The 23,901-nt window shown below is 62.2% G+C and carries 19 protein-coding genes; 11 read left to right on the forward strand and 8 right to left on the reverse strand.

What is annotated here, in order from left to right:
* The first annotated feature begins 35 nt into the window (after positions 1–35).
* The gene (locus P0Y65_07575; protein WEK06752.1) at positions 36–428 is read left to right on the forward strand and encodes a DUF2155 domain-containing protein; all 393 of its coding nucleotides are present in this window, start codon (positions 36–38) and stop codon (positions 426–428) included.
* A gap of 91 nt (positions 429–519) precedes the next feature.
* Complete coding sequence (locus tag P0Y65_07580) at positions 520–1,017, forward strand: GyrI-like domain-containing protein (protein ID WEK06103.1); 498 nt, start codon at positions 520–522, stop codon at positions 1,015–1,017.
* On the opposite strand, the gene aat is transcribed toward P0Y65_07580, so the two are convergent.
* The 5 genes from aat to P0Y65_07605 all read right to left on the reverse strand — a co-directional run bounded on the left by aat (position 1,001) and on the right by P0Y65_07605 (position 5,071).
* Positions 1,001–1,639: a leucyl/phenylalanyl-tRNA--protein transferase gene (aat, locus tag P0Y65_07585; GenBank protein WEK06104.1), complete on the reverse strand. Its 639-nt coding sequence runs from the start codon at positions 1,637–1,639 to the stop codon at positions 1,001–1,003. The two genes, P0Y65_07580 and aat, sit on opposite strands and share 17 nt — an antisense overlap.
* A gap of 46 nt (positions 1,640–1,685) precedes the next feature.
* Positions 1,686–3,032: an acetyl-CoA carboxylase biotin carboxylase subunit gene (gene accC / locus P0Y65_07590; GenBank protein WEK06105.1), complete on the reverse strand. Its 1,347-nt coding sequence runs from the start codon at positions 3,030–3,032 to the stop codon at positions 1,686–1,688.
* A 10-nt stretch (positions 3,033–3,042) separates the two neighbouring features.
* Positions 3,043–3,534, reverse strand: a complete 492-nt coding sequence (accB, locus tag P0Y65_07595) for an acetyl-CoA carboxylase biotin carboxyl carrier protein (GenBank protein WEK06106.1) — start codon at positions 3,532–3,534, stop codon at positions 3,043–3,045.
* Between the two features lie 34 nt (positions 3,535–3,568).
* A complete protein-coding gene (aroQ, locus tag P0Y65_07600; protein WEK06107.1) occupies positions 3,569–4,006 on the reverse strand; it encodes a type II 3-dehydroquinate dehydratase in 438 nt (145 codons plus the stop codon).
* Positions 4,007–4,201: 195 nt separating this feature from the next.
* Positions 4,202–5,071, reverse strand: a complete 870-nt coding sequence (locus tag P0Y65_07605; GenBank protein WEK06108.1) for a DsbA family protein — start codon at positions 5,069–5,071, stop codon at positions 4,202–4,204.
* A gap of 156 nt (positions 5,072–5,227) precedes the next feature.
* Between P0Y65_07605 and P0Y65_07610 the strand changes: the two genes are divergently transcribed.
* From P0Y65_07610 to P0Y65_07620, 3 genes are all read left to right on the forward strand, one after another.
* Positions 5,228–6,373: an aminotransferase class I/II-fold pyridoxal phosphate-dependent enzyme gene (locus P0Y65_07610; protein ID WEK06109.1), complete on the forward strand. Its 1,146-nt coding sequence runs from the start codon at positions 5,228–5,230 to the stop codon at positions 6,371–6,373.
* Between the two features lie 136 nt (positions 6,374–6,509).
* Positions 6,510–7,166 (forward strand): DUF4386 family protein, encoded by a 657-nt coding sequence (locus tag P0Y65_07615; protein WEK06110.1) that lies wholly within the window; start codon positions 6,510–6,512, stop codon positions 7,164–7,166.
* 27 nt (positions 7,167–7,193) lie between these two features.
* Complete coding sequence (locus tag P0Y65_07620) at positions 7,194–7,694, forward strand: GNAT family N-acetyltransferase (protein ID WEK06111.1); 501 nt, start codon at positions 7,194–7,196, stop codon at positions 7,692–7,694.
* A 33-nt stretch (positions 7,695–7,727) separates the two neighbouring features.
* Here P0Y65_07620 and P0Y65_07625 read toward each other — a convergent pair whose 3' ends face one another.
* Entirely contained in the window at positions 7,728–10,412 is a 2,685-nt protein-coding gene (locus P0Y65_07625; GenBank protein ID WEK06112.1) for a ribonuclease E/G, read from the reverse strand.
* A gap of 597 nt (positions 10,413–11,009) precedes the next feature.
* Here P0Y65_07625 and P0Y65_07630 point away from each other — a divergent pair.
* The 5 genes from P0Y65_07630 to prfB all read left to right on the forward strand — a co-directional run bounded on the left by P0Y65_07630 (position 11,010) and on the right by prfB (position 18,529).
* Positions 11,010–12,266: an N-acetylmuramoyl-L-alanine amidase gene (locus P0Y65_07630; GenBank protein WEK06113.1), complete on the forward strand. Its 1,257-nt coding sequence runs from the start codon at positions 11,010–11,012 to the stop codon at positions 12,264–12,266.
* Between the two features lie 158 nt (positions 12,267–12,424).
* Positions 12,425–14,938: a penicillin-binding protein 1A gene (locus P0Y65_07635; protein WEK06114.1), complete on the forward strand. Its 2,514-nt coding sequence runs from the start codon at positions 12,425–12,427 to the stop codon at positions 14,936–14,938.
* Entirely contained in the window at positions 14,938–15,444 is a 507-nt protein-coding gene (locus P0Y65_07640; GenBank protein WEK06115.1) for a peptide deformylase, read from the forward strand. Before P0Y65_07635 ends, P0Y65_07640 begins: the two co-directional genes overlap by 1 nt.
* 72 nt (positions 15,445–15,516) lie before the next feature.
* Complete coding sequence (locus P0Y65_07645; GenBank protein WEK06116.1) at positions 15,517–17,316, forward strand: methyl-accepting chemotaxis protein; 1,800 nt, start codon at positions 15,517–15,519, stop codon at positions 17,314–17,316.
* Positions 17,317–17,406: 90 nt separating this feature from the next.
* A protein-coding gene (gene prfB / locus P0Y65_07650; GenBank protein ID WEK06117.1) for a peptide chain release factor 2 occupies positions 17,407–18,529 on the forward strand; the annotation gives its coding sequence in 2 pieces (ribosomal slippage) (positions 17,407–17,475 and positions 17,477–18,529; 1,122 coding nt in all).
* Between the two features lie 34 nt (positions 18,530–18,563).
* Here prfB and P0Y65_07655 read toward each other — a convergent pair.
* Both P0Y65_07655 and P0Y65_07660 read right to left on the reverse strand, forming a co-directional pair.
* The gene (locus P0Y65_07655) at positions 18,564–19,718 is read right to left on the reverse strand and encodes a M23 family metallopeptidase (protein ID WEK06118.1); all 1,155 of its coding nucleotides are present in this window, start codon (positions 19,716–19,718) and stop codon (positions 18,564–18,566) included.
* 65 nt (positions 19,719–19,783) lie between these two features.
* Positions 19,784–20,272 carry a peroxiredoxin gene (locus P0Y65_07660; GenBank protein WEK06119.1) on the reverse strand — a complete coding sequence of 163 codons (489 nt, stop codon included), beginning with the start codon at positions 20,270–20,272 and terminating at the stop codon, positions 19,784–19,786.
* 233 nt (positions 20,273–20,505) lie between these two features.
* Between P0Y65_07660 and P0Y65_07665 the strand changes: the two genes are divergently transcribed.
* Positions 20,506–23,898: a hypothetical protein gene (locus tag P0Y65_07665; GenBank protein WEK06120.1), complete on the forward strand. Its 3,393-nt coding sequence runs from the start codon at positions 20,506–20,508 to the stop codon at positions 23,896–23,898.
* Positions 23,899–23,901: the final 3 nt, after the last annotated feature.

Genomic DNA, 23,901 nt, shown 5'->3' on the forward strand with positions numbered 1-23,901 from the left:
GCCCGTCCGCCTCACGCTTTGTGAATCTGATCAGGATGCTGGTGCCCGTGCTGGGGCTGGCGTCCATCGGCATGGCCATGCCTGCCGTGGCCCAGCCGATCGCCAATCCGGTGGCCAGCTTTGCCGGCCTCGACAAGATCACCGGCCGCATCACCCGCTTTGATGTTTATATCGACGAGACCGTGCTGTTTGGCGCGCTCGAGATCACGCCGCGCGCCTGCTATACGCGGCCGGCGACGGAAGCACAGAGCACATCGGCTTTCCTCGAGGTCGACCAGCGCAGCCTCACCGGCGTCTCCAAGCGCATCTTCACCGGCTGGATGTTCGCCGACAGCCCGGCGCTGCATGCCGTGGACCACGCGATCTACGACGTGTGGCTGGAAGACTGCAAAACCAGCACCGCCGTGCCGCCGCCCGCCGATCGCTGATTTCAGCAATTCCGAGTCGGCATGGGCGGATGGCAAACGTCTTCATCCGGAGCGGCAGCCGCGCTAGGCTCGCCGCACTGGAGGAACCGATATGCTGACTCTGCCCGAGACTGTCGAGCGTCCTGAACGCGCCTATGCCTACATCACCTTCGTGGTTCGGATGAACCAGATGCAAAAGCCGGCGGACGAGGGATTTCCGGCACTGTTTGCGCATCTGGCCCAAAACGGCATCGAGCCGGACGGGGCGCCATTCTACAATTATCGCCGTATCGACATGGCGGGAACGCTCGATGTCGAGGCAGGCGTGCCGGTTTCGCGTGCGGGCTCCGATAGTGGCAACATCCGTTTTGGCACCCTGCCGGCCGGCCGCTACCTGACGGTTACCTGGCATGGCCATCCCGACAAGCTCTATGACGTGACGTCGCTGCTGATCGGCTGGACCAAGGAGCGCAATCAGCCGCTCGATGTGGTGGAAAAGCCCGATGGCGACCATTTCGCCTGCCGGCTGGAAATCTACGAGAGCGATCCGGGTGACGAGCCTGATATGGATAGCTGGGTCACGGTGCTGGAGTTCAAGCTGGCCGATTGACGTCCCAGGCGTTCCAATAGCCTGTCTCGAGAAGGGCGGCGGCGAGCCGCTCTTCATACTCCCCGCGCGGGATTTCCACGCCGCCGAGCGAGGCAAGGTGGTCGGTGACGAACTGGGTGTCGAGCAGCACGAAGCCGCCGGCGTTCAGCCGCTCGACCAGATGCGCCATGGCCATCTTGCTGGCGTTGGTGCGCCGGTGGAACATGGATTCTCCGAAAAAGGCGCCACCGATGGCGAGGCCATAGAGCCCGCCCACGAGATCACCGCCGTCCCAGACCTCCACCGTATGCGCCACGCCGCGACGGAACAGTTCGCCATAGACATGACGGATGGTGCCGTTGATCCAGGTCGTGTCGCGATCAGCGCCGACCGTGGCACAAGCCTCGATGATGGCCTCGAAATCCGTATCGACCCTGACCACGAAACCCGACTTGCGGATCGCCTTGCGCAGGCTGGTCGAGAGACGGAAGCCATCGAGCGGAATGACGCCACGCATTTCCGGGCTCACCCAGAACAGGTCTTCGTCCGTCGCATCCTCCGACATCGGAAAAATCCCTGCCCGATAGGCGCGGATGATCAGCTCGGGCGTGATCTCGATGTCGAAGGGGCTGGGGCGGGACATGATGCTTCCGGAAAAAGAAAGGGGCGCAGAGCGCCCCTTGATCGTCTCAGACCTTGTTCTCGGCCAGGTATTTTTCCAGCCAGTGGATGTCGTAATTGCCGGCCAGCACGTCCGGTTCGCGGATCAGGCGCTGGAACAGGGGCAGGGTGGTCTTGATGCCGTCGATGACGAATTCGTCGATGGCGCGGCGCAGCCGCTGCAGGCATTCTTCACGCGTGCGGCCATAGACGATGAGCTTGCCAATCAGCGAGTCATAATAGGGCGGGATCTTGTAGCCCTGATAGACGGCCGAATCGACACGCACGCCAACACCACCTGCAGGGTGATAGAAGGTAATGGTGCCGGGCGACGGCGCGAAGGTCTGCGGGTCTTCGGCGTTGATGCGCACTTCGATGGCATGGCCATAAAAGCTGACGTTTTCCTGAGCCATCGAGAGCTTTTCGCCCGAGGCGACGCGGATCTGCTCATAGACGATGTCGATGCCGGTGATGCGTTCGGTTACCGGATGCTCGACCTGCAGGCGCGTGTTCATTTCGATGAAATAGAACTCGCCGTTCTCGTAAAGGAATTCGATCGTTCCGGCGCCAGAGTATTTCAGCTTGCGCATGGCGGCGGCGCAGATCTCGCCGATTTCGTCGCGTTCTTCGGGACGGATGGTCGGGCCACCGGCCTCTTCCCAGACCTTCTGGTGGCGGCGCTGCAGCGAGCAGTCGCGGACACCCAGGTGAACCGCATTGCCCTGGCCGTCGCCCAGAACCTGGACTTCGATATGGCGCGGCTTGCCGAGGTATTTTTCCATATAGACGGAATCATTGCCAAAGGCGGCCTTGGCCTCGGAGCGGGCGGTTGACCAGGCAATGAGCAGGTCTTCCTCGGTCTTGGCGACCTTCATGCCGCGGCCACCGCCACCGGCGGTTGCCTTGATCAGCACGGGATAGCCGATTTCCCTAGCGTTGCGCAGCGCTTCCTCTTCGTTCTCCACCGCACCGGCCGAGCCGGGAACGACGGGAATGCCGAGTTCGACAGCGGTCTTCTTGGCCGTGATCTTGTCGCCCATGATCTCGATGTGATGGGCCGAGGGACCGATGAAGGTCACCTTGTGCTCTTCGAGGATCTTGGCGAAGCGGGCGTTTTCCGAGAGGAAACCGTAACCGGGATGCACCGCATCGGCGCCGGTGATTTCGCAGGCAGCGAGAATCGACGGGATGTTGAGATAGCTGTCCTTGGCCGAGTTGGGGCCGATGCAGACGCTTTCGTCGGCGAGGCGCACATGCATGGCATTGGCGTCGGCCGTCGAATGCACCGCAACGGTCTGGATACCCAGCTCCTTGCAGGCGCGCAGGATGCGCAGGGCGATTTCGCCGCGATTGGCGATGAGGACCTTCTGGAACATAGTGTTCCCCTTACTCGATGACGACGAGCGGCTCGCCATATTCCACCGGCTGCGCATCCTGCACGAGAATGCGCGTGACGGTGCCCGAGCGGTGCGCCGGGATCTGGTTCATGGTCTTCATGGCTTCGATGATGAGGAGGGTCTGGCCTTCGCTGACCTTGGCGCCGACTTCCACGAAGGACGGCTTGCCCGGCTCGGGCGAACGATAGGCGGTGCCGACCATGGGGGACGTCAGGGTGCCTGGATTGGACGAGAGATCTTCGGCGGCAGCGGGAGCAGCCGGAGCAACCGAGCCGGCCGGAGCCAGCGGCGCGGCGGCAGCAGCCGGCGGCGCAAAATACTGTGGCGCCTGGGCATAGACCGGCGCTTCATTGGCGTAGGAGCGGGTTACGCGGACCCGGAAGTCCTCCTGCTCGATCTCGATCTCGGCGAGATTTTCCTTGTTGAGCAGTTCGGCAATGGCACGGATCAGGTCCTGATCCACTTGCGATGACTTGGTCATTCTTCTCGGTCTCCCGCGTTTGACGCGTTGATCGTTATTTGAGTTTCTCGGCCAGCGCTGTGAGCGCCATTCTATACCCGCTGACGCCAAAGCCGCAAATGACGCCATAGGCGACAGCCGACACATAGGAATGGTGCCGGAAGCTTTCGCGCTGGTGAATATTGGATATGTGAACTTCGACGACCGGCAGCCCGACGCTCTTGAGCGCGTCGTAGATCGCCACCGAAGTGTGCGAATAGGCGGCCGGGTTGATCAGGATGGCATCGGCAGTTGTGCGGGCCTGCTGGATCCAGGTGACCAGCTCGCCTTCATGGTTGGACTGGCGGAAGTCCACGCTCAGGTCCAGCACTTCGGCGGTCCGCTTGCAGAGTGTCTCGACATCCTGGAGCGTGTCCGCACCATAGATTTCGGGCTCGCGGGTTCCGAGCATATTGAGGTTCGGGCCGTTGAGGACGAGAACGCGCTTAGCCATGATTTTTGCCTTTTGCACCGCCGCTTCCGGCCGGCGCAAGTCCGGTTATACGAAATGCACTGAAAAGGCAAAGCGCACGGGGATTTATCGCACTGCAGCGTTGCCAGCAAAAGTGGTTGCCACTTTTGCGGTTCGGAAACGCGGCAATACAAAGAGTAGAGCTGTTTCGCCGTTTCGAGGAAACGGCGAAAGGCTCTATACGCCGCAGGAGGCCTCGCCGCATTCGCGCATATTGGCAATGCGGGTCTTGAGTTCATCGACGCCGATGGCGCCGGGGATGATCTCGTTGCCGATGATATAGGTGGGCGTGCCGGTAATGTTGAGGGCCTTGGCGATTTCGTAGGAGGTCTGGATGGTCTGGGCCACGGCCTCGGTGCCCATGTCGAGTTCCAGCGATACCGGCGACAGGCCGAGATCTGCAGCGGCGCCGAGGGCGACCTGCTTGTCGACCTTGCCGCGGCTGGTGAACAGCGCTTCGTGGAAGGCCCAGTAGTCGGCATCGGTCTCGTTGACCAGCACGGCCACGCGGGCAGCGTCGATAGACTCATTGGAGAGGATGGGGAATTCCTTGAGGATGACGCGCAGGTTTGTATCCTCGGCCAGCAGCGTCGCCAGGTCGGGCAGGGCGTTGCGGCAATAGCCGCAATTGTAGTCGAAGAACTCAACCAGCGTGACATCGCCATCCGGATTGCCGAGCACGACCTGGCCGGGATCGTTGAAGATTTTGTCGTGCATCGAGGCAATGGCCGTGCTGGCGGTCTGCCGGGCTTCGGCCTGCATGGTTGTGTCGAGCGCCACCGACATGCGCTGCAGGATTTTCGGATCGCTCATCAGGTAGGATTCGATCATCGGATTGAGCACGTCCGGGTCGATAGCAGCAACGTCCTGGGCCGGTGCGGTGACGGGTGCCGGCCGGCTGGTGTCGTAATCGGTGATGGCCTGGTCGATCAGCGCCTGGATGGCAGCTGTATCGGTCTGGGGGGCGGGCTGGTTGATGACGGAATAGCCCAGGGCCCCGGCGAGGATGCCGGAAACGGCGACGAGGGCGAGTGTGACGCGCGACATAAACCTAGGCTCCCAAATGCATATTCGCTTCCGCTTCTAGCAGAGGCGTGGCCAGTTTGGCACCCTTGGGTAAACGCAGCATCGCGGCAGACTTCAATTGTTGTTGAGGGCGGGCGACAGACGGGTTACGGCCTTGGGTGACAGCAAGGACCGAGCATGACCGAGCAGAACAATGATGGCCTGATGCCCTTTCACGCCATGGAAATCCTCAAGCGCGCCAAGGGTATAGAGGCAACGGGTCGGGTGGTCTGCCATCTCGAGGTCGGTGAGCCCGGTGCGCCGCCGGCGCCGAGGGTCATCGAAGCCGTGCGCCATGCGCTGCCCAATGCGCAGGGCTATACCAATTCCAAGGGCCTGATCGAGCTGCGTGAGGGGCTATCCGCCTATTACCACGCCCAGCACGGCGTGGCGGTCGATCCTGATTCCATCATCGCCACCATGGGCTCGTCCTCTGGCTTCATCATCGGCTTCCACACGGCCTTCAGGCCCGGCGCAAGGATCGCCATCACACGGCCGGGCTATCCGGCCTATGTGAACACGCTGCTCGGCCTCGGTTTCGGCATGGTGGAAATCCCGCTGACGGCAGCGAATGGCTGGCGGCTGACCGGGGCGGATATCGCTGCAGCCCACGCCGCCGAACCCTTCGAGGGCCTGCTGTTTGCCAGCCCGGCCAATCCGACGGGCGCGGCGGTCGATCGGGCGGGACTTGCCGATATCATTGCCACCTGCAAGCGGCTCGGCGTGCGGCTGATTTCGGACGAGATCTACCACGGGCTCGACTATACCGGCCCCTCGGTCAGCGCGCTGGAGCTGACGCGCGATGCCATCGTCATCAACTCCTTCTCGAAATACTATTGCATGACCGGCTGGCGCATTGGCTGGATGGTACTCCCCGACGAGCTGATCCGCCGGGCCGAAATCCTGCAGCAGAACCTCTTCATCTCGGCGCCGACGCTGAGCCAGATCGCCGCGACGGTGGCATTGGGCGAGCGCGACTATGCCGAAGAGCAGAAGGCCGGTTACGCCGCAAACCGCACATTGCTCAACGACGGACTGCATGCCCTGGGTTTCGATATCGGCGCACCCTCGGATGGGGCCTTCTATGCCTATGCCGGCATTTCCCGCTTCTCCAATAACTCGATGGATTTCTGCCAGCGCCTGCTCGACGAAGCCGGCGTCGCCGCCACGCCGGGTGTGGATTTCGACCGCACGGACGGTGCCAAGTTCGTCCGCTTCTCCTACGCCGGCAAGCGCGACACGGTGGAGCTGGCGCTGGAGCGGATGAAGGGGTTTCTGAAGTAACGCCGTACCCCGTGGCTGATTGTTGCTGATGTGGTAATCTGACCGGGCCGGCAGGACTAAGGATCTGCTTTGCAGATCATCGGGTCACAGGCGTCTTGCTGGCGAGCTCTTGGAGCTTGCGGAGGGGAGACACCAAATGACCACGCTACAGCGTTCGACGGGACTCGCGATGATCGCGGTGCCCGTCGTCTTCATGGCCGCCTTTACCGGCCTGCAGATGAGTTTTCACTACCCCGACATCCTGCGCGAGCCGGCGGCCGATATTCTCGCCAGCTTCAGCGCCGGCGGACCCACGCTGCTCGCCACTTGGTACGTCTTCATGCTGTCGGCGCTGGCCTTCATTCCGGTAGGCGTCCTGAGCGGCCTCTGGCTTTGGCCGCGCCATTCGACCGCTGCCGCCTTTGCTGCCACTTTCGGCGTGCTGGCGGGCCTCGTGCAGGGGCTGGGCCTGTTGCGCTGGGTGGTGTTGGTGCCCAGCCTTGCGGCCACGGCAGGCGATCCGACAACAGAGGCCGTGTTCAATGCCTTCCACCTCTATGCCGGCGCCGGCATCGGCGAGCATTTCGGCTATTTGTTCACCGCACTCTGGACCGTTTCCGTCGCCATCGCGCTGATGGCCCGCTACCGAATCATCGCCTGGACCGGCGTCCTGCTGGCTCTCGGCATTGCAGCCGGCATGGCCGAACCGTTCGGATTTGCTGCGGCAGGCGCCATCAATGCCATCGCCTATACCGTGTGGGCGCTCTGGCTGGTCGTGCTGGGCGTGGTGGTCTTGCGGGAGCGCGCGGTCTAGTCTGTCCGAAATCATTTTGGCAGACCCATGATCCCGACCCTTCGCACCGACCGCCTGATTCTTCGTCCGCCCGTCATGGCTGATTTTCCGGCCTATCGAGACCTGATGATGTCGGAGCGCTCACGGTTCATGGGTGGGCCGTTCGACCTGCGCGGCGCCTGGGTCTCTTGGTGCCACGATGTGGCGCTCTGGAAACTGTTCGGCCATGGCGCCCTGATGATCGATATCGCGGAAACCGGCGTCTGCGTCGGTCAGATCGGCATCAACCACGGGCCGCTGTTTCCCGAAAAGGAGCTCGGCTGGCTGCTCTATGACGGCCATGAGGGCAGGGGTTATGCCACCGAAGCGGCCATTGCCATGCGCGGCTGGGCCTTTGGCACGCTGCAGCTCGAGACTCTTGTCAGCTATGTCGACGAGAACAACCGGGCGTCCATGGCGGTATGCGAGCGGCTGGGCGGGGTCGTCGATCCCGTTGCTGCCCGGCAGGATGCGGAAGACGTGGTCTATCGCTACCGACGGCCGCAATGAAAAAGGGCGGTCCGAGGACCGCCCTTTCTGTTTCTAGCCAAGGCCGAGGCGGCGCTGCCACCAGCCGGCTTTTTTCTTGGGCGCTTCGGCCTCGCCTTCAGCCGGCTCTTCCTTGGGCGCGGCGCTGGAGGAGACCACGATGCCTTCGGCCGGCAGTTCCTTCTTCACGCGGCGCGACTTGGGTGCTTCGGCCGGGGCCTCCGCGACGGGTGCGGCGGCCGGTTCTGCTGCCACGGGGGCCGTTTCCGGAGCGGCCTGGGCCACGGCGACGGCTTCCACCGCCTCGGCGGCTTCGGCCTTGGGCTTGCGGGCGCGCGGCTTGCGCTTGGGCTTTTCCTCGGCGGCGGGCTCTTCGGCCGCAACAGGGGCTTCCACCGGCGCAGCGTCAACAGGCGCGGCTTCAGCGGTCTCTTCCACCTTCTTGCGGGTCCGTGGCTTGCGCTTGGGCTTTTCGGCCGGCGCAGGCGCTTCCTCGGCCGGCGCGGCTTCGGCTGCCGGGAGTTCGGTCTCGGCGGCGACGATGGCGGGCTGGGCCAGCAGGTCTTCGGCAACGGCCTCGGTCTGCTGTTCGCTCAGGCCCTCTTCGCCCGCGGAGGCAGGACGGGTACCGTCCTCGCCATCGCGGCGATTGCGGCGACCACCACGACGACCGCGACGGCGGCGCTTGCGGGGCTCGTCATCGCCATTGGCCTCTTCAGACGGACGGGCTGAGTCCTCGTCGACCTCGTCCTCGGCATCCTCGATGGCTTCGCCTTCGACAGCGGGAGCCTGGGCGGCGCGCTGCTGCTGCGGACGCTGGCCGCCTTCCTCGCGATCGGCACCGCCACGGCGGCGACGACGACGACGACGGCCACGGCCTTCGCCTTCACCGGCCTCGGCGGCTGCCGCGACGGGTGCCTCTTCGGCCTCTTCCTCGTCCTCGACAATGTCGTCATCGATATCGTCTTCGATGATGGCGCTGTCGACGCGCACATGTTCGGTGACGCGCTGGTCGGTATAGGTGTTGACGCGGGCCTCGCCCTTTTCGATGGCGAACTGGTGCCCCGTCATCTTGCTGTCGGCGGTGATGGTGATCGACAGCTGGTTGCGGATTTCCAGCGAGATCAGCGTCTCGCGCTTGAAGTTGAGCAGGTAGAGCGCGACTTCGACAGGCACGCGCACGTTGACCGACTGGCCCTGGCGGCGCAGCACATGGTCTTCGATATGGCGCATGATCATCAGCGCCAGGCTTTCGGTGGAACGCACCAGGCCCGTGCCGTCGCAGATCGGGCACTTGTGCGTGGAGCTTTCGACGACGCCGAAGCGGATGCGCTGGCGGCTCATTTCCATCAGGCCGAAATGGCTGATGCGGCCGACCTGGATGCGGGCGCGATCGTCCTTGAGCGCGTCCTTGAGACGGCGCTCGACGGCGCGATTGGACCGGTTCTCCATCATGTCGATGAAGTCGATGACGATCAGGCCTGCCAGATCGCGCAGGCGCAACTGGCGGGCCACTTCATCGGCGGCCTCCAGATTGGTCTGGAGCGCGGTGTCCTCGATATTGTGCTCCTTGGTGGAGCGGCCCGAGTTCACGTCGATGGAGACGAGCGCTTCGGTCGGGTTGATGACGATATAGCCGCCAGAGGGCAGGGTGACCGTCGGCGAGAACATCGAGTCGAGCTGGGATTCGATGTTGAACTTGGAAAAGAGCGGCTGATCTTCCTTGTAGAGCTGCACGTTCTTGGCGTGGCTCGGCATGATCATGCGCATGAAGTCCTTGGCCTCGCGGAAGGCATCGTCGCCCGCCACGAAAACCTCGTCGATGTCCTTGTTGTAGAGGTCGCGAATGGTCCGCTTGATCAGCGAGCCTTCCTCGTAGACGAGGCACGGAGCCTGCGACTTGAGCGTGAGTTCGCGCACCGATTCCCACAGGCGCATCAGATATTCGAAATCGCGCTTCACTTCGGCCTTGGTGCGGGAGGCACCGGCCGTGCGCAGGATCACGCCCATGCCCTGGGGCACTTCGAGGTCCGAGGTGATTTCCTTGAGGCGCTTGCGATCGGCAGCATTGGTGATCTTGCGCGAAATGCCGCCGCCACGGGCGGTGTTGGGCATCAGCACGGAATAACGACCGGCCAGCGACAGATAGGTGGTGAGGGCCGCGCCCTTGTTGCCGCGCTCTTCCTTGACGACCTGTACCAGCATGACCTGCCGGCGCTTGATCACTTCCTGGATCTTGTAGTGGCGACGGCTCGGGCTCTGGCGGCGACGTTCCGGCACTTCCTCGAGCGCATCCGCGCCACCGATCGATTCGACGGGCTCGGAATTGGCCGGGGCCTGCTCGATGTGGCTTTCTTCTTCGTGCTCCTGCGGATCGGCCTCGGCGTCGGGCTCGGTCACGCCTTCGGGCAGCGAGATCGCTTCGTCGGCTTCATCGTGATGATCTTCCTCGGCCTCTTCGTCGCGCAGCAGGGCTTCGCGGTCGGCAACGGGGATCTGGTAATAGTCAGGGTGGATTTCGCTGAAGGCGAGGAAGCCGTGGCGGTTGCCGCCATATTCGACGAAAGCGGCCTGCAGGGACGGCTCAACGCGCGTGACCTTGGCGAGGTAGATATTGCCCCGCAACTGCTGACGCTGGGCCGATTCGAAGTCGAACTCCTCGATCCTGTTACCTGCAGTGACGACGATCCGTGTTTCTTCCGGGTGGATGGCATCCACCAGCATTCTCTTGGTAGCCATAATGAACTCCGCGCGCTCGCGCGCCGACAAGAGGCCGCCGGGAAACCGGCGTGCTTGCTGTGGCGCTGTGCGAGGCGAATGGTTTGGGATTGGTGGCGCTCTGAAGCTCTGCCTTGCTGGCGCCGGTCGTAATGGTCATGGCCGAAAGATGCTGCGTGACAAAGCGGCAATCGGAATATTCGATCGCGTCGCGCTGTGTCCGCTTGCGGGCCATCTGACCTCTTCCTATTGGGCCGCCACGTGGCAGCCGTCCGGTCCTTGCGAACCGGAATTCTTCAACGAAGCGATGGATTTGCCGCTTCTGGACCGACTTCGGGGGATAACTCTTCGTCCCCTGGGCCGTCCCCTCTCCGCAACTCTGATCCGGGGCCCTTCGGCCGACTGGATTGGTACTGCGGAAAGCATGCGCTTCCTTTTAAGCGTGTAGGGATGTTGCGTCCGATTGGCAACAGGAAAGTCGAAACCACGGGTACGCCGACATTTCACTCCAGCTTTATTGGCCCGTTTCGCAAATCATCGCATAAGAGCGCTCGCGCCGCAGAATCGCCAGACCAGCGTGGCTGATGCGGCAGAGGTGTTTGTGGGGCCGGTCCGCTGTTGCTGAAATCCATCCGACTGTTGATTGTGCCACTCGCCGCGGTCCTGCTGGCCGGGCTTGCCATCGGTGTTCCCGCGCAAGACGCGGCGCCAGTGGCGCCCGCCGCCGCTGTTGCGCTGCCCAATGTCATGGATGTGCGCGTGTCGGCCACCCCAGAGCGCTCGCGCCTCATTATCGATCTTGCCTCCAAGACCGAATTTGCCATGGTCTCGATGTCCGGGCCCGACCGCATCGCTATCGACGTGCGCGCTGCAACCTTCTCGGTTCCCGAACCATCGGGCGAGCCGGCAGGCGAGGGTGACATGATCTCGGGCTATACGGTGGAGCAGGCGGCGCCCGACCGCGTGCGCACCATCCTCTCCCTCTCCGAGCCGGCCCAGGTGCAGCAGGCCTATGTGCTCGATCCCTTCGAGGGTCAGCCGGCGCGCCTCGTGGTCGATATCATTCCTGCTACCGCCGAAGAGTTCACCGCCAATGTCGCCCGTGACGCAGCGGCCTCCAGCACGGCAACCCCGCCGGTCGCCGATACATCGACGCCCGCCGGCGGTTCCGAAATTGCCGCCGTCACCAAACCGCTGGTCGTCATCGATCCCGGCCATGGCGGCATCGACAGCGGCGCCGAAGCCTCCAATGGCATCAAGGAAAAGGACATTGTTCTGTCCTTTGCCCTGCGCCTGCAGGAGCTGCTGGTCGAGTCGGGCCGCTTTGATGTGGCCCTGACGCGCGAGGACGATACTTTCCTGCGCCTCGAAGAGCGCGTGGCACTCGCCCGCACCAACAAAGCCGACATTTTCATCTCGCTCCATGCCGACAGCTTTCAGCAGCCCGAAATTCGCGGTGCCAGCGTTTATACGCGGGACGAGAACGCCACCGACGTGCTGGACAAGGTCCTGGCGGACAACGAGAACAAGACCGACGTCATCGCTGGTTTCGCCATGCCGCAAATGGCGCCGGAGGTGGTCGATATCCTGCTCGATTTGATGCGCCGCGAGATGCGGCATCAGTCCTGGATGGCGGCGCAAGCCATCGTCCACCAGCTCGAGCCAAGCGTGGAACTGCGACGGTTCCCGGTGCGGCAGGCCGATTTCTTCGTGCTGCAATCGCCCGATGTTCCGTCGGTTCTCATCGAGCTGGGCTTTCTCAGCAATGCCGACGACATGGCAAACCTGTTGCGTGGCGACTGGCAGGATCGTACCGCCAATGCCTTGGCGCGCGGCATATCGAGCTATTTCGACAGCCTGGTCGCCGAACAGTGATGTGATAATTCCGCCACCCTGCGCGGCAACTGCTTGAGAGCCACTACTTTGTTGGTGCGATCTGCTATGATTCTGGAGTGAATCCGGTGCGTTTGGGGGCAAGCGCTGTGGTTCGGATTTGCGGCGGCCAAACGGCTTGCCGGGAGAGATAAGACTATATGCTGCGCTTGCTCGGCTGGATTTTTGGTTTTGGGATGTTCGCGGCACTGGCCGGGATCGGCGTTGCCGCCATCTATCTCACGACCGTCGCCGCAGAATTGCCCGACTATACCGTGCTCAAGGATTATCAGCCGCCGGTGACCACGCGCGTTCATGCGGCGGATGGCACCTTGCTGGCCGAATTTGCCCGCGAACGCCGTCTGTTCCAGCCGATTGAGACCATGCCGCCGCTTTTGGTGCATGCCTTCCTCTCGGCAGAAGACAAGGATTTCTACAGCCATGGCGGCATTGCCATTGACGGCGTGTTCCGCGCCCTGCGCGACAACGTTCTGGCCCGCATGGACGGCAATAGCGCCATCCAGGGCGGCGGCTCTTCGATCACTCAGCAGGTCGCCAAGAATTTCCTCCTGAGCTCCGAGCAGACCTGGGACCGCAAGATCCAGGAAGCGCTGCTCGCCATCCGCATCGAGTCGACCTTTTCCAAGGACCGTATCCTCGAACTCTATCTCAACGAGATTTTCCTCGGGCTGAACTCCTATGGCGTGGCTGCGGCAGCGCTCAACTATTTCGACAAGGCGCTCTACGAGCTGACGCTGAGCGAAGCGGCCTATATCGCTGCATTGCCCAAGGGCCCGAACAACTACCACCCCTTCCGCCGCCCGCAGGCCGCCATCGAGCGCCGCAACTGGGTGATCGATCGCATGGTCGAAAATGGCTATGCGACCGCGGAAGAAGCTGCCAGCGCCAAGGACGAGCCACTCAATGTCAGCCCGCGCGCCGGTGGCAGCCAGCTCTACCAGGCCGAGTATTTCACCGAGGAAGTGCGTCGCGAGCTGGCCAAGCTCTATGGTGAGGACCAGCTCTATGGTGGGGGACTGTCGGTTCGCACCACGCTCGAGCCGCGGCTGCAGGAATATGCCCGCCGGGCGCTGATGGACGGTCTGATTTCCTACGATCACACCAAGGGTTTTCGCGAGCCGGTTGCTTCCATCGAAATCGGCGAAGACTGGGGCGCTGACGTCGCCAAGATCGTGCCGCTAAGCGACGTGCCGGAATGGCAGCTCGCCGTGGTGCTCGAAATGAACGGCAACGAGGCGCAGATTGGCCTGCGTCCGGATAGTCTCGCTGGCGGCGCCGTTGGCGACGAACGTACGATCGGCACTCTGTCCGGCCCCGAGATCAAATGGGTTTCGCGCTCGCTCGACAGCTTCCTCAAGATTGGCGACGTGGTCTATGTCTCGCCGGTTTCCGGCAAGACCGGCATCTATACGCTCGAACAGATTCCCGAGATCGAGGGCGCGCTGGTGGCCATGGATCCGCGCACAGGCCGGGTGCTGGCCATGGTGGGTGGCTTCTCCTATGCCCTCAGCGAGTTCAACCGCGCCACGCAGGCGCTGCGCCAGCCGGGTTCATCCTTCAAGCCCATCGTTTATGCCGCAGCGCTCGACAATGGCTATACGCCGGCTTCGGTCGTGCTCGATGCGCCCGTGGAAATCCGCAATGGCGACGGTTCCATCTGGCGCCCGGAGAACTACGCCCAGGAGTTCTATGGCCCGCAGACACTGCGTCGCGGCATCGAGCGTAGCCGAAACGTCATGACCGTTCGTCTGGCCAAGGATATCGGCATGCCGCTGGTCTCCGAATATGCCCGGCTGTTCGGCGTCTATGATTCCATGCAGCCAGTGCTGGCCATGGCGCTGGGTGCCGGCGAGACCACCGACATGCGGATGACCGCGGCCTATGCGACCATTGCCAATGGCGGCCGCAAAATCGTGCCGACGCTGATCGACCGCGTGCAGGACCGTTACGGCGTTACCGTCTACAAGCATGACCAGCGTCTATGCCAGGAATGCGAGGCCGCATCCTGGATGGGGCAGGGCGAGCCGGTGATCATCGATAATCGCGAGCAGGTGCTCGATCCGATGACGGCCTACCAGATCACGTCCATGATGGAAGGCGTCGTGGAGCGCGGTACCGGCACCGCCGCCAAGGCGCTCAACCGTCCCGTGGCCGGCAAGACCGGTACCACCAATGACTACAAGGACGCCTGGTTCGTCGGCTTCACGCCCGAGCTCGCCGTTGGCGTCTATGTCGGCTACGATCAGCCGCGCTCGATGGGGCGCTCGGTGACCGGCGGTACCTTCTCGGTCAATATATTCACCGATTTCATGGCCAAGGCGCTCGAGGGCGAACCAGCCACGCCGTTCGTCAAGCCGGCCGGCATGACCACGGCCTGGATCAATCCCAATTCTGGCGTCAAGGCCTTCGAGGGTGAGTCGGGTATCGAGGAAGCGTTCAAGCCGGGCACCGGTCCCAATTCGATGACGTCGGTCATCGGCATCGACGTCAATACCTATGATGCCATCCAGCGTCAGCAGATGATGCAGCAGCAGTATGATTCCGGCTTCGTCGATCAGCCCGCACAACCGGCGCAGCAGCAGGGTCAGCCGGTCTATGACCGGACGACGGGCGAGTGGGTCTATCCGGCGCCGGGGCGCGGCGGCCTGTTCTGATGGTTGACTTTGTCATCTATCCCCATGCAGCCCTCAGCATCAAAGCAGAACATCGCAAGATCGATGCCAGCATGCTTGCGGCCGGCAAGGCTTTGCTCGCCGCGGCCATAGAAGTGAAGGCCTATGGGCTTGCCGCGGCCCATCTGGGCCTCAACGAACCGGTGGTTGTCATCAACATGGCGGAGGATCCTCAGCGCCGGGACTATCGCCTGCTGCACAACCCGGAAGTGATTGAGACGGCCCAGGAAACAGCGTCTGGCCCCGAGGGTTCGGTGTCGATGCCGGGCGTGGAAGTTTCGGTCATCCGGCCCGTCTGGGCGGAGATTGCCTATGATGCTGAAGATGGCACTCGAATTATTTCGCGTCTCGAAGGATTTACTGCCCGCGTTGCTTTGCACGAGATAGATCAGATGAGCGGCATATTCTATTTGCGTCGGATCTCGCACTTAAAACGAGACGTGGTGATAAGACGTTTCCAGAAAAATCGTGCAACAATAGCTGTTTAGGTTAGAATTTCTTGCAATCATTTACTGATGCTTAGGTGAAACTACGTAGCTTGCTCCCGGAATGTATAGAATATGGGGGCGATCGTGGTTTCTCTATTTGGCCGCAAAACTAGCGCGCAAAAACATACTGAAAAGGCAACGCTGGACGCCATCGGGCGCTCGCAGGCGGTCATCGAATTTGCCATGGATGGCACAATTCTGGCAGCGAATGAAAATTTCTTGCTGGCAATGGGTTACGTAGCCGAAGAAGTGGTCGGCAAGCACCACCGCATGTTCGTTGCGGCCGATCAGGATCCGATCGGCTATCAGGCCTTCTGGGATCGGCTGCGCGACGGCCAATTCGATGCCGGGGAATACAAACGTCTCGGCAAGAATGGTCGCGAAGTGTGGATTCACGCTTCCTACAATCCTGTCCTCGATGATGCTGGCAAGCCGATCAAGGTCGTAAAATTCGCTTCCGATATCACGGCGTCAAAGCTCGCTGCGGCCGACAGTCAGGGCCAGATCGAGGCCATCGGCAAGTCGCAGGCTGTCATCGAGTTTACCGTCACAGGCGAAATCCTTACGGCCAACGAAAATTTCTGCAAGACGCTGGGCTATCGCCTCGACGAAATCAAAGGCCAGCATCACCGGATGTTCGTGTCACCCGAGGAAGCTGTCAGCAGGACCTATGCTGATTTCTGGGCTGATCTCGCCAGTGGCCGATTCCAGGCGGCCGAATACCTGCGCTACGGCAAGGGTGGCCGCGAGGTGTGGATCCAGGCGAGCTACAATCCGATCTTCGACATGAACGGCGTCCCGTTCAAGGTCGTCAAATATGCCACCGACATCACTGGTCGCAAACATGCCGTCAGCCTGCTCGGGCAGGGTCTCGAGACCCTGGCCAGGGGCGATTTGACCCAAGTCATCAACGAAGCCTTTGTCGGTGAGCTGGACGAAGTACGGCAGGCGTATAATTCGACGCTGGAGCAGTTTGCCTCGATCGTTTCGCGACTGCGCGTGACTTCGGGCGCGCTGAAGCTGGCGACCAGCGAGTTGCTACTGGGCTCCAACAGCCTCGCCGAACGTACCGAGCGGCAGGCGGCTGCCATCGAGGAAACCTCGGCCGCCATGGACCAACTGGCCGCAACGGTCAGTGACAATGCCCAGCGTGCCGATTCAGCCAGAGCCAAGGCGCGCAGCGTGTCCAGCACGGCAGAGGAGACGGGCACGGTCATGGTGGAAGCCAATACGGCCATGGAGCGCATCTCTGCTTCATCGTCGCGAATTTCCAACATCATCGGCATGATCGACGATATCGCCTTCCAGACCAACCTGCTGGCGCTGAACGCTTCTGTCGAAGCGGCGCGGGCCGGAGATGCGGGCAAGGGTTTTGCTGTCGTGGCCGTCGAAGTGCGGCGCCTTGCCCAATCTGCCGCCAGCGCATCTGCGGACGTCAAGAAACTGGTCGAACAATCTGCCGCCGAGGTTTCGACCGGCAGCAAGCTAGTATTTCAGGCGACGGGCAAGCTCACGGCAATGCTCGATGGCGTCAAGGAAAACGACAAGCTGATCCAGGGCATCGCCCAGGCGAGCCAGGAACAGTCGAGCGCCATTGACCAGGTCACGATCGCCATCCGTCAGATGGATGAGATGACGCAGCACAATGCCGGCATGGTCGAAGAAACGAATGCAGCGGTTGAACAAACCGAAGCACAGGCCTCTGAGCTCGACAAAATTGTCGAGGTGTTCGTGACAAATCAGCAGGCCGCGCATGTAGAGAAGCGGCCGGAGCCGAAGGTTGCCCGGTTGTCGCCCCGGAACGGCAATGCGTCCCGGGCCTATCTGAGCGAGGGCTCCGCCGCGATTGCCGCCGATTGGAACGAGTTCTAGGGCTCGCCTCATTCAAACTTGGGCCGCTGGCGGGTTGATCCTGCCGGTGGCCTCGTCTACATGCACCATCACACAATGATGGGTAGCAATATGCGTACGGAAATTGAAAAGACCGTCGCCGAAATCGAGCAGGTTCTGACCCTGCTGAGGAGGCATCTTTGACTGGGATACTGCTGAACTGCGCCTCGACGCGCTGACCGCCGAGACTGAATCCCCCGACTTCTGGAACAATCCCGAGCAGGCCCGCACCAAGATGCGCGAGCGCGACGAACTCGACGTTGCGGTCAAATCCGTGCGCGAGCTCGAGGCCGGCATTCGCGACAATTCCGAGCTCATCGAAATGGGTGAGGCCGAAGGCGATGCCGATATCGTCAAGGACGCCGAGAACGCGCTGATCGAACTCAAGCTCGTGGCCAAGCGCCGCCAGATCGAGACCCTGCTTTCGGGGGAAGTCGACGCCAACGACGCCTATGTGGAAATCCATTCGGGCGCCGGCGGCACGGAAAGCCAGGACTGGGCCAACATGCTGCTGCGCATGTATACCCGCTGGGCCGAACGCCGGAAGATGAAGGTCGAAGTGCTCGAAATGCATGACGGCGAAGAAGCCGGCATCAAGTCTGCGACCATCCTGGTCAAGGGCCACAATGCCTATGGCTGGCTCAAGACCGAGTCTGGCGTGCATCGCCTCGTTCGCATAAGCCCCTATGATTCCGCGGCCCGTCGGCACACCAGCTTTTCGAGCTGCTGGGTCTATCCGGTGGTGGATGACTCCATCGACATCGTGATCAACGAAAGCGACCTCAAGGTCGATACGTATCGCGCCTCGGGCGCGGGCGGCCAGCACGTCAACACGACCGACTCGGCCATCCGCATCACTCACGTGCCCTCGGGCATCATCGTGGCCTGCCAGCAGGAGCGCAGCCAGCACAAGAACCGTGCGACCGCGATGGCCATGCTGAAATCCCGTCTTTACGAAGCGGAACTGCAGAAGCGCGAAGAGGCGGCCAATGCTCAGGCCGCCAACAAGACCGATATCGGCTGGGGCCACCAGATCCGGTCCTATGTGTTGCAGCCCTACCAGATGGTCAAGGACCTGCGTACGGGCGTGGAAAGCGGCCAGCCATCCGTGGTGCTCGACGGTGATGTCGATGACTTCATGGAAGCCGCGCTTGCGCAGCGCGTTGGTGTCGCAACCGATGTGACGGCGAACTAGAAGAAGAAATGCCCGCTGCGGCGGGGATTTTTGTTTAACCTAGGATGTCGAGAAGACGCTTGCCGGCGTCGATAAAGGCCTTCGGATTGATTGCCGTGTCTGCCTTGCGCACTTCGAAATGCAGGTGTGGGCCCGTCGAACGGCCGGTGGAGCCCACCTTGGCGATCGGTGTGCCGGTGTTGACGGCCTGTCCCTCTTCGCTGAGGAAGCTGGAGAGGTGCCCGTAGCGGGTCAATAGTCCGCTGGCGTGGGTGACTTCCACCACATTGCCGTAGCCCGACTTCTGGCCGACAAAGGTCACGGTGCCCTTGCCGGCGCTGGTGACGACAGTGCCGCTCGCGGCGGCGAAATCCATGCCCGAGTGGAAGGCCCGGCCGCCGGTGAAGGGGTCGCGGCGATTGCCGAAGCCCGAGCTGCTGCGGTAGTTGCCGGAGATCGGCATGTGAATGGGGGCGGCATCGAGATTGTCGCGGGCCGCCTTGTAGCGGACCAGAGCGGCCATCACCGCATTGGCGTCTTCCACCATGGGGCTGGCATCCATATCGCCCTCGGCGGGCAGCAGAGGGCCGCCGACACCGTCGAGGCTTTCGGGCAGGTCAACCGCAATGCCGAGGCCGTCCAGTTCGGAGACGATGCTGTCGGTGCGTTCGGTGGCCGTCCGAGCGATGGAGGTCATGGCGGACTGGGTTTCGTCCATCATCTGCGAGACGGCGGCGGCCGTGGCATCGACATCAGGATTGCCGGTCACAGTCATCGGAGCAAGTTCGGCCATGTCGCTTGGGTCGCCGGTACCCGGTGTCAGCGTTGCTGCTTCGATGCCGAGCTGGTCGGCCTTGTCGACGAGGATACGGACGAGTTGGTGCTGTTCCAGCAGCACTTCCTGCTGTTGGGCCAGTTCCTGCAGTTGCAGGTTCATGTCGCCAGCCTGGGCATAACTGCGCGAATGCAGTCGATCGACCTCGACGCGCAATTGCGCAATGCGATCCTCATAGGCATCGACGATCTGTTCGTTCTGGCCGCCGAGCAGCTTGCTGATATCGGAAGACAGCAGCAGAGCCGTGCCCAGGAGTGCATTGCCGGTCAAAAGGACGGTGAACATGCCATAAAACACTGCGGGGTGGATTCCGCGTCGGATATGCGGCGCTTTCTGCCCGGCGTCCGACCTGCCAAATCCGGCCTGCTTACCCACGCGCCTCACTCCACTACGCCCAAAGTCATGGTGACTGGAGTATGAGTGTGCGTGGTTAACAAATGCTATTTTTGAGCGTTTTCCGTGACATGGACTTGCAGCGCGTCGAGCATCTTCTGGGCGTGACCGAGAATGCGCGTGGCCTTGATAATGCGGGCGACCCGACCGTCGGCGCCAATGATGACGGACGTGCGGATCAGGCCCATGAATTCGCGGCCGTAGAGCTTCTTGAGCTTCCATAGGCCAAAGGCCTCGATGGCCAGATGGTCGGGATCAGCGGCAAGCGGCACCTGCAGGTCGTATTTCTTGCGAAACCTGATGTGGCTCTCGATCGAATCGGGAGAGATGCCGACCAGTTTGGCGCCGAGGGCGGCAAAGGCCGCAGCGCGCTGGGAGAATTCGATGTTCTCGTCTTTGCAGCCACCCGAATCGTCTTCGGGGTAGAAGTAAAGCACCACCGGATGACCGCGTTGAGCAGACAGCTGGAATGTGCCGCCATCATCGAGCGGGAGGGTGAAGTCAGGGGCGGATACGCCTTCTGTTAAATCAGGCATAAGGAACTTGGCCCTAGAGTGAAGTGCTGGCATGGAAAGACTGGTGCATCTGCCATATTCCAGCCGGTATCATTAAGCAAGTGACCGCCTTAAGCGGTTGATTCTTGAGGGCGCCCGCAGACCACGGCCAAGCCTCGTTCCGGAAACAATTGAGCGCTCCAACCCAACCAGCAGACACTCCGGACACGTCGTCTGCGCCGCGCAGAAGGCATCCCGTACGGCATGCGGCCAAGATGGTCGTGTGGGTGCTTGGCATCCCCTCTATCCTGCTGCTGCTGCTCTACATTGCCCTTCTCATAACCCCGATTCGACTACCATTTGGCGGCAATGCGGTGCGCTCGCTGATCCAGTCAGCGCTGCCACCCACAAGTACACTGTCGCTGGGTGAGTTGAACCTGGCGCTGGAGAACCGGGTCTGGCCGGTGCTACAGTTCACGCCGGTGATGCTGACGGACAGCAAGTCTGGAGCGAGGGTCACGGTCGAGGCGCTGGAGATCGGATTCTCGCCAGCGCGGGCCCTGTTCGGACAACCGGGCGCCACGGTGACCGTGGTCAGGCCGCATGTGCAGATGGTGCAGGATCTCTACGGCCCACGGCTGGCCAGCTTCGAGCTGGAAGAGGATGGCGTCGACCCGACGGTGCGCGTGCAGGAGGGGGAGGATGCCTTCCCCACGATCGGCATTCGTTCCGACGGCCTCGGTGCCGATGGTGCGCCGCTGGCGATGCGATCTGACAATGACTGGCTGATCTATAATCTCGAAGCCAGCGAGCAGGGCATTGCCGGCATCGTCGAGCAGGCCGCACAGGGGCGCTTCTCCAAGCTCGTGGTGCGTGACGGCGTGGTCGACATGACCGATTCCGTCTATGGACTCTATCGGCGGTTTGACGGGCTTGATGTCGAAATCGGGCCGACACCGGACCGCCGCGATACCAATGGTACCTTCTCGGCGACGCTGGGTGGACGCACCATGTCCGGGACGTTGTCGCGCACGGTGGATGATGCGGGCAATTCACGGCTTGAGGCCGATGTCTCCAATATCGATTTCGCGGCGCTGCTGCCCTTTATCGACGATGCGTCGAGCCTTGCCGCCATGCGGGGCGCGGGAGCGTTGTCGATCGATGTGAATTTCCAGCCCGCGGCCGGCAAGTTGGTTGATGGTCGGTTCAAGATCGACCTGACCGGCACGGACCTGCGGATCGGTGAAGACTATTTTCCGATTGCGACGTCGATCCTCGATATCGTCTGGGCGCCGGAAAAGGGACAGTTCATCCTCAACGAGGGGGCGCTGCAGATCGGGCGGAGCACGACCTACCTGTCGGGGGTTTTTGCCATGGGATTGGACCCGGTCTATGGACCGACCATGGGAATTTCCCTCAAGGCGCGCGATCTGGCGCTGGTGCCAGACGATATGGAGGCTCCCGCACAGCCGCTTGACAGGCTGGATTTTACCGGTTGGTCGGCGCCGCTCTATGGTGCCGTCGGGATTGATCGGGTGGTCGCTACCAAGGGCGATGGCACGGTGGAAGCGACAGGCCGGCTCGATGTGCTGCAGGCGGGGCTGGGGATCGATCTGACCATCGTCGGGCAGGGCATGAGTGCGGATGACGTCAAGCGGCTGTGGCCCTATACGATGGCGACCGGCAGCCGCGACTGGTTTGTCGCCAATGTGACCGAGGGGGTGGTGAGCCATGCCCAGCTCGAATTCGATTTTCCGGTGGGGTCGCTGGGGAAGCCGGGTGAGAACAAGCCCATTCCCGCCGACAGCATGCAGATCGACATGGTCGGCATCGGCGTTGCCGTCAAACCGACGGCGGAAATGGCGCCGATCGCCATCGATGGGGAAACGCGCCTGCAGGTGGATGATGCCAATGTGACGGTGTCGGCGTCGGGGGGGAGCCTCGCTACAGCGAGCGGGCAGATCGATGTGCGCAATCCGGCGCTGGTGATGGACAATTCCGATCCATCCGGCAGCATCATGGAAATTTCCGGCGATATCGCCGCGCCGATCCCCGCGCTGCTGGCGCTGGCCAACGAACAGCAACCTGACCTTCTGAGCAGCGTCGAGCTGCCGATCGATCTCGGGGCGATCACCGGCTCGGTCGACCTGGGGCTGGTGGCGACGGTCGACCTGCCGGACGAGGCGCGTGAGCGTCCGCTCAAGTTGGATTATGTGGTCAATGGCAAGGTGGCCGACTTTGCCAGCTCACAGCCGATCCAGAACCGCCGCATCGGCAATGGGCAATTACAGTTCAGCGCTTCCCAGGATGGCTACCAGCTTGGCGGCAGTGCCGAGATCGATGGCATGGCGGCCGAGATCGAGGTGGCGGGTACGCCGACGACCGACCCGACCTTCCGGCTGTCCTCCACGGTCGAGGTCGCCGATCTGGCCGATTTCGGTTTCGATGTGTCCGAATATCTCTCCGGTCGCGTGCGGTTTGTGGTGCAACCACTGGCCGATGGTGCGCTGCAGATGGCGGTCGACCTGACCGAGGCGGCTCTGACCCTCAAGGACATCGGGGTCAATAAGGCGGTCGGCACCTCGGGAACCCTCAATGCAACGGTGACGCTGGCCGGCGAGATCACTCAGCTCAACGATATCGATCTGTCGTTCGGCAATGTCCGGGCCATTGGCGATATCACCTATGACATGGACAAGGGCCTGCAAGCGGCCAGCTTTAGCCAGTTTGGCCTGAGTTCGGGCGATAATGCGCAGGTTGAAATGGTGCCGATCGAGGACGGCTATGCCGTGCAAATCCGCGGCACGCAGCTCGACCTCAAGCCCATGCTGGGCAAGTTCTTCGGCCTTGGTGAAGGCTCGGGCGGGGTGCAATCGACGCAGTTCGATCAGACGATTTCGCTCGACGTGCAGCTTGATCGGGCGCTGGGCTACTACGCCACGACGGCCTTCAATCTCGATCTCGACCTGTTGCTGCGCGGCAGCGACATGCGCCGCGTGAACCTGGCGGCGCAGTTCAGCGATGGCAATGCCATATCGGTCACCACCAATCCGGCGCCGCGCGGGCGGACGTTGTCGGTTGCCTTCAACGATGCCGGGACGATCCTGCGTCTGCTGGGCGTTTATTCGCAATTGGCTGGCGGTTCGGGAAATCTGGTGATGACCACCGACCGTGATGCCGATGCGGAAGCGGGCCGGCTGGTGATGCGGAATTTTGCGATTGTCGATGAAGCCAATGTCGCGCAGGTGCTCGGCAATCATTCCGACTCCCGCGCTGCCATCGCGCAGCAGAACCGGCTGGATTTCGATCTGGCCGAAGTGAACTTCCAGCGCAGTTCGGACCGCGTTGAGGTCACCAATGCCATGGTCACCGGCACGACGGTCGGCGGCACGCTGCGCGGTTTCATCTATACCGACCAGCGCCAGTATGACCTTGCCGGCACCTATGTGCCGCTGTTCGGCATCAACAATGCCTTCCAGCAAATTCCCATCCTCGGACCAATCCTGGGTGGACGCGAGGGCGAAGGCCTGCTGGGCGTGACCTTCGCCGTCAGGGGCCCGCTGGCCAATCCGCAATTCAGCATCAATCCGCTGTCCGCGCTGATGCCTGGCGCCTTCCGGGAACTGTTCGAGTTCCGGGCCAGAGCCCAGCCGCCCGCTTCTGAATAGAGT

It is taken from the genome of Candidatus Devosia phytovorans (assembly GCA_029202405.1).
In the GTDB taxonomy this organism is placed as follows: domain Bacteria; phylum Pseudomonadota; class Alphaproteobacteria; order Rhizobiales; family Devosiaceae; genus Devosia; species Devosia phytovorans.

What these genes read in the sequence shown, in the direction of transcription:
- P0Y65_07575 (WEK06752.1), top strand. Translation starts at nt 36, where the DNA reads ATGCTGGTGCCCGTGCTGGGGCTGGCGTCCATCGGCATGGCCATGCCT.
- P0Y65_07580 (WEK06103.1), top strand. Translation starts at nt 520, where the DNA reads ATGCTGACTCTGCCCGAGACTGTCGAGCGTCCTGAACGCGCCTATGCC.
- aat (WEK06104.1), bottom strand. Translation starts at nt 1,639, where the DNA reads ATGTCCCGCCCCAGCCCCTTCGACATCGAGATCACGCCCGAGCTGATC.
- accC (WEK06105.1), bottom strand. Translation starts at nt 3,032, where the DNA reads ATGTTCCAGAAGGTCCTCATCGCCAATCGCGGCGAAATCGCCCTGCGC.
- accB (WEK06106.1), bottom strand. Translation starts at nt 3,534, where the DNA reads ATGACCAAGTCATCGCAAGTGGATCAGGACCTGATCCGTGCCATTGCC.
- aroQ (WEK06107.1), bottom strand. Translation starts at nt 4,006, where the DNA reads ATGGCTAAGCGCGTTCTCGTCCTCAACGGCCCGAACCTCAATATGCTC.
- P0Y65_07605 (WEK06108.1), bottom strand. Translation starts at nt 5,071, where the DNA reads ATGTCGCGCGTCACACTCGCCCTCGTCGCCGTTTCCGGCATCCTCGCC.
- P0Y65_07610 (WEK06109.1), top strand. Translation starts at nt 5,228, where the DNA reads ATGACCGAGCAGAACAATGATGGCCTGATGCCCTTTCACGCCATGGAA.
- P0Y65_07615 (WEK06110.1), top strand. Translation starts at nt 6,510, where the DNA reads ATGACCACGCTACAGCGTTCGACGGGACTCGCGATGATCGCGGTGCCC.
- P0Y65_07620 (WEK06111.1), top strand. Translation starts at nt 7,194, where the DNA reads ATGATCCCGACCCTTCGCACCGACCGCCTGATTCTTCGTCCGCCCGTC.
- P0Y65_07625 (WEK06112.1), bottom strand. Translation starts at nt 10,412, where the DNA reads ATGGCTACCAAGAGAATGCTGGTGGATGCCATCCACCCGGAAGAAACA.
- P0Y65_07635 (WEK06114.1), top strand. Translation starts at nt 12,425, where the DNA reads ATGCTGCGCTTGCTCGGCTGGATTTTTGGTTTTGGGATGTTCGCGGCA.
- P0Y65_07640 (WEK06115.1), top strand. Translation starts at nt 14,938, where the DNA reads ATGGTTGACTTTGTCATCTATCCCCATGCAGCCCTCAGCATCAAAGCA.
- P0Y65_07645 (WEK06116.1), top strand. Translation starts at nt 15,517, where the DNA reads ATGGGGGCGATCGTGGTTTCTCTATTTGGCCGCAAAACTAGCGCGCAA.
- P0Y65_07660 (WEK06119.1), bottom strand. Translation starts at nt 20,272, where the DNA reads ATGCCTGATTTAACAGAAGGCGTATCCGCCCCTGACTTCACCCTCCCG.
- P0Y65_07665 (WEK06120.1), top strand. Translation starts at nt 20,506, where the DNA reads ATGGTCGTGTGGGTGCTTGGCATCCCCTCTATCCTGCTGCTGCTGCTC.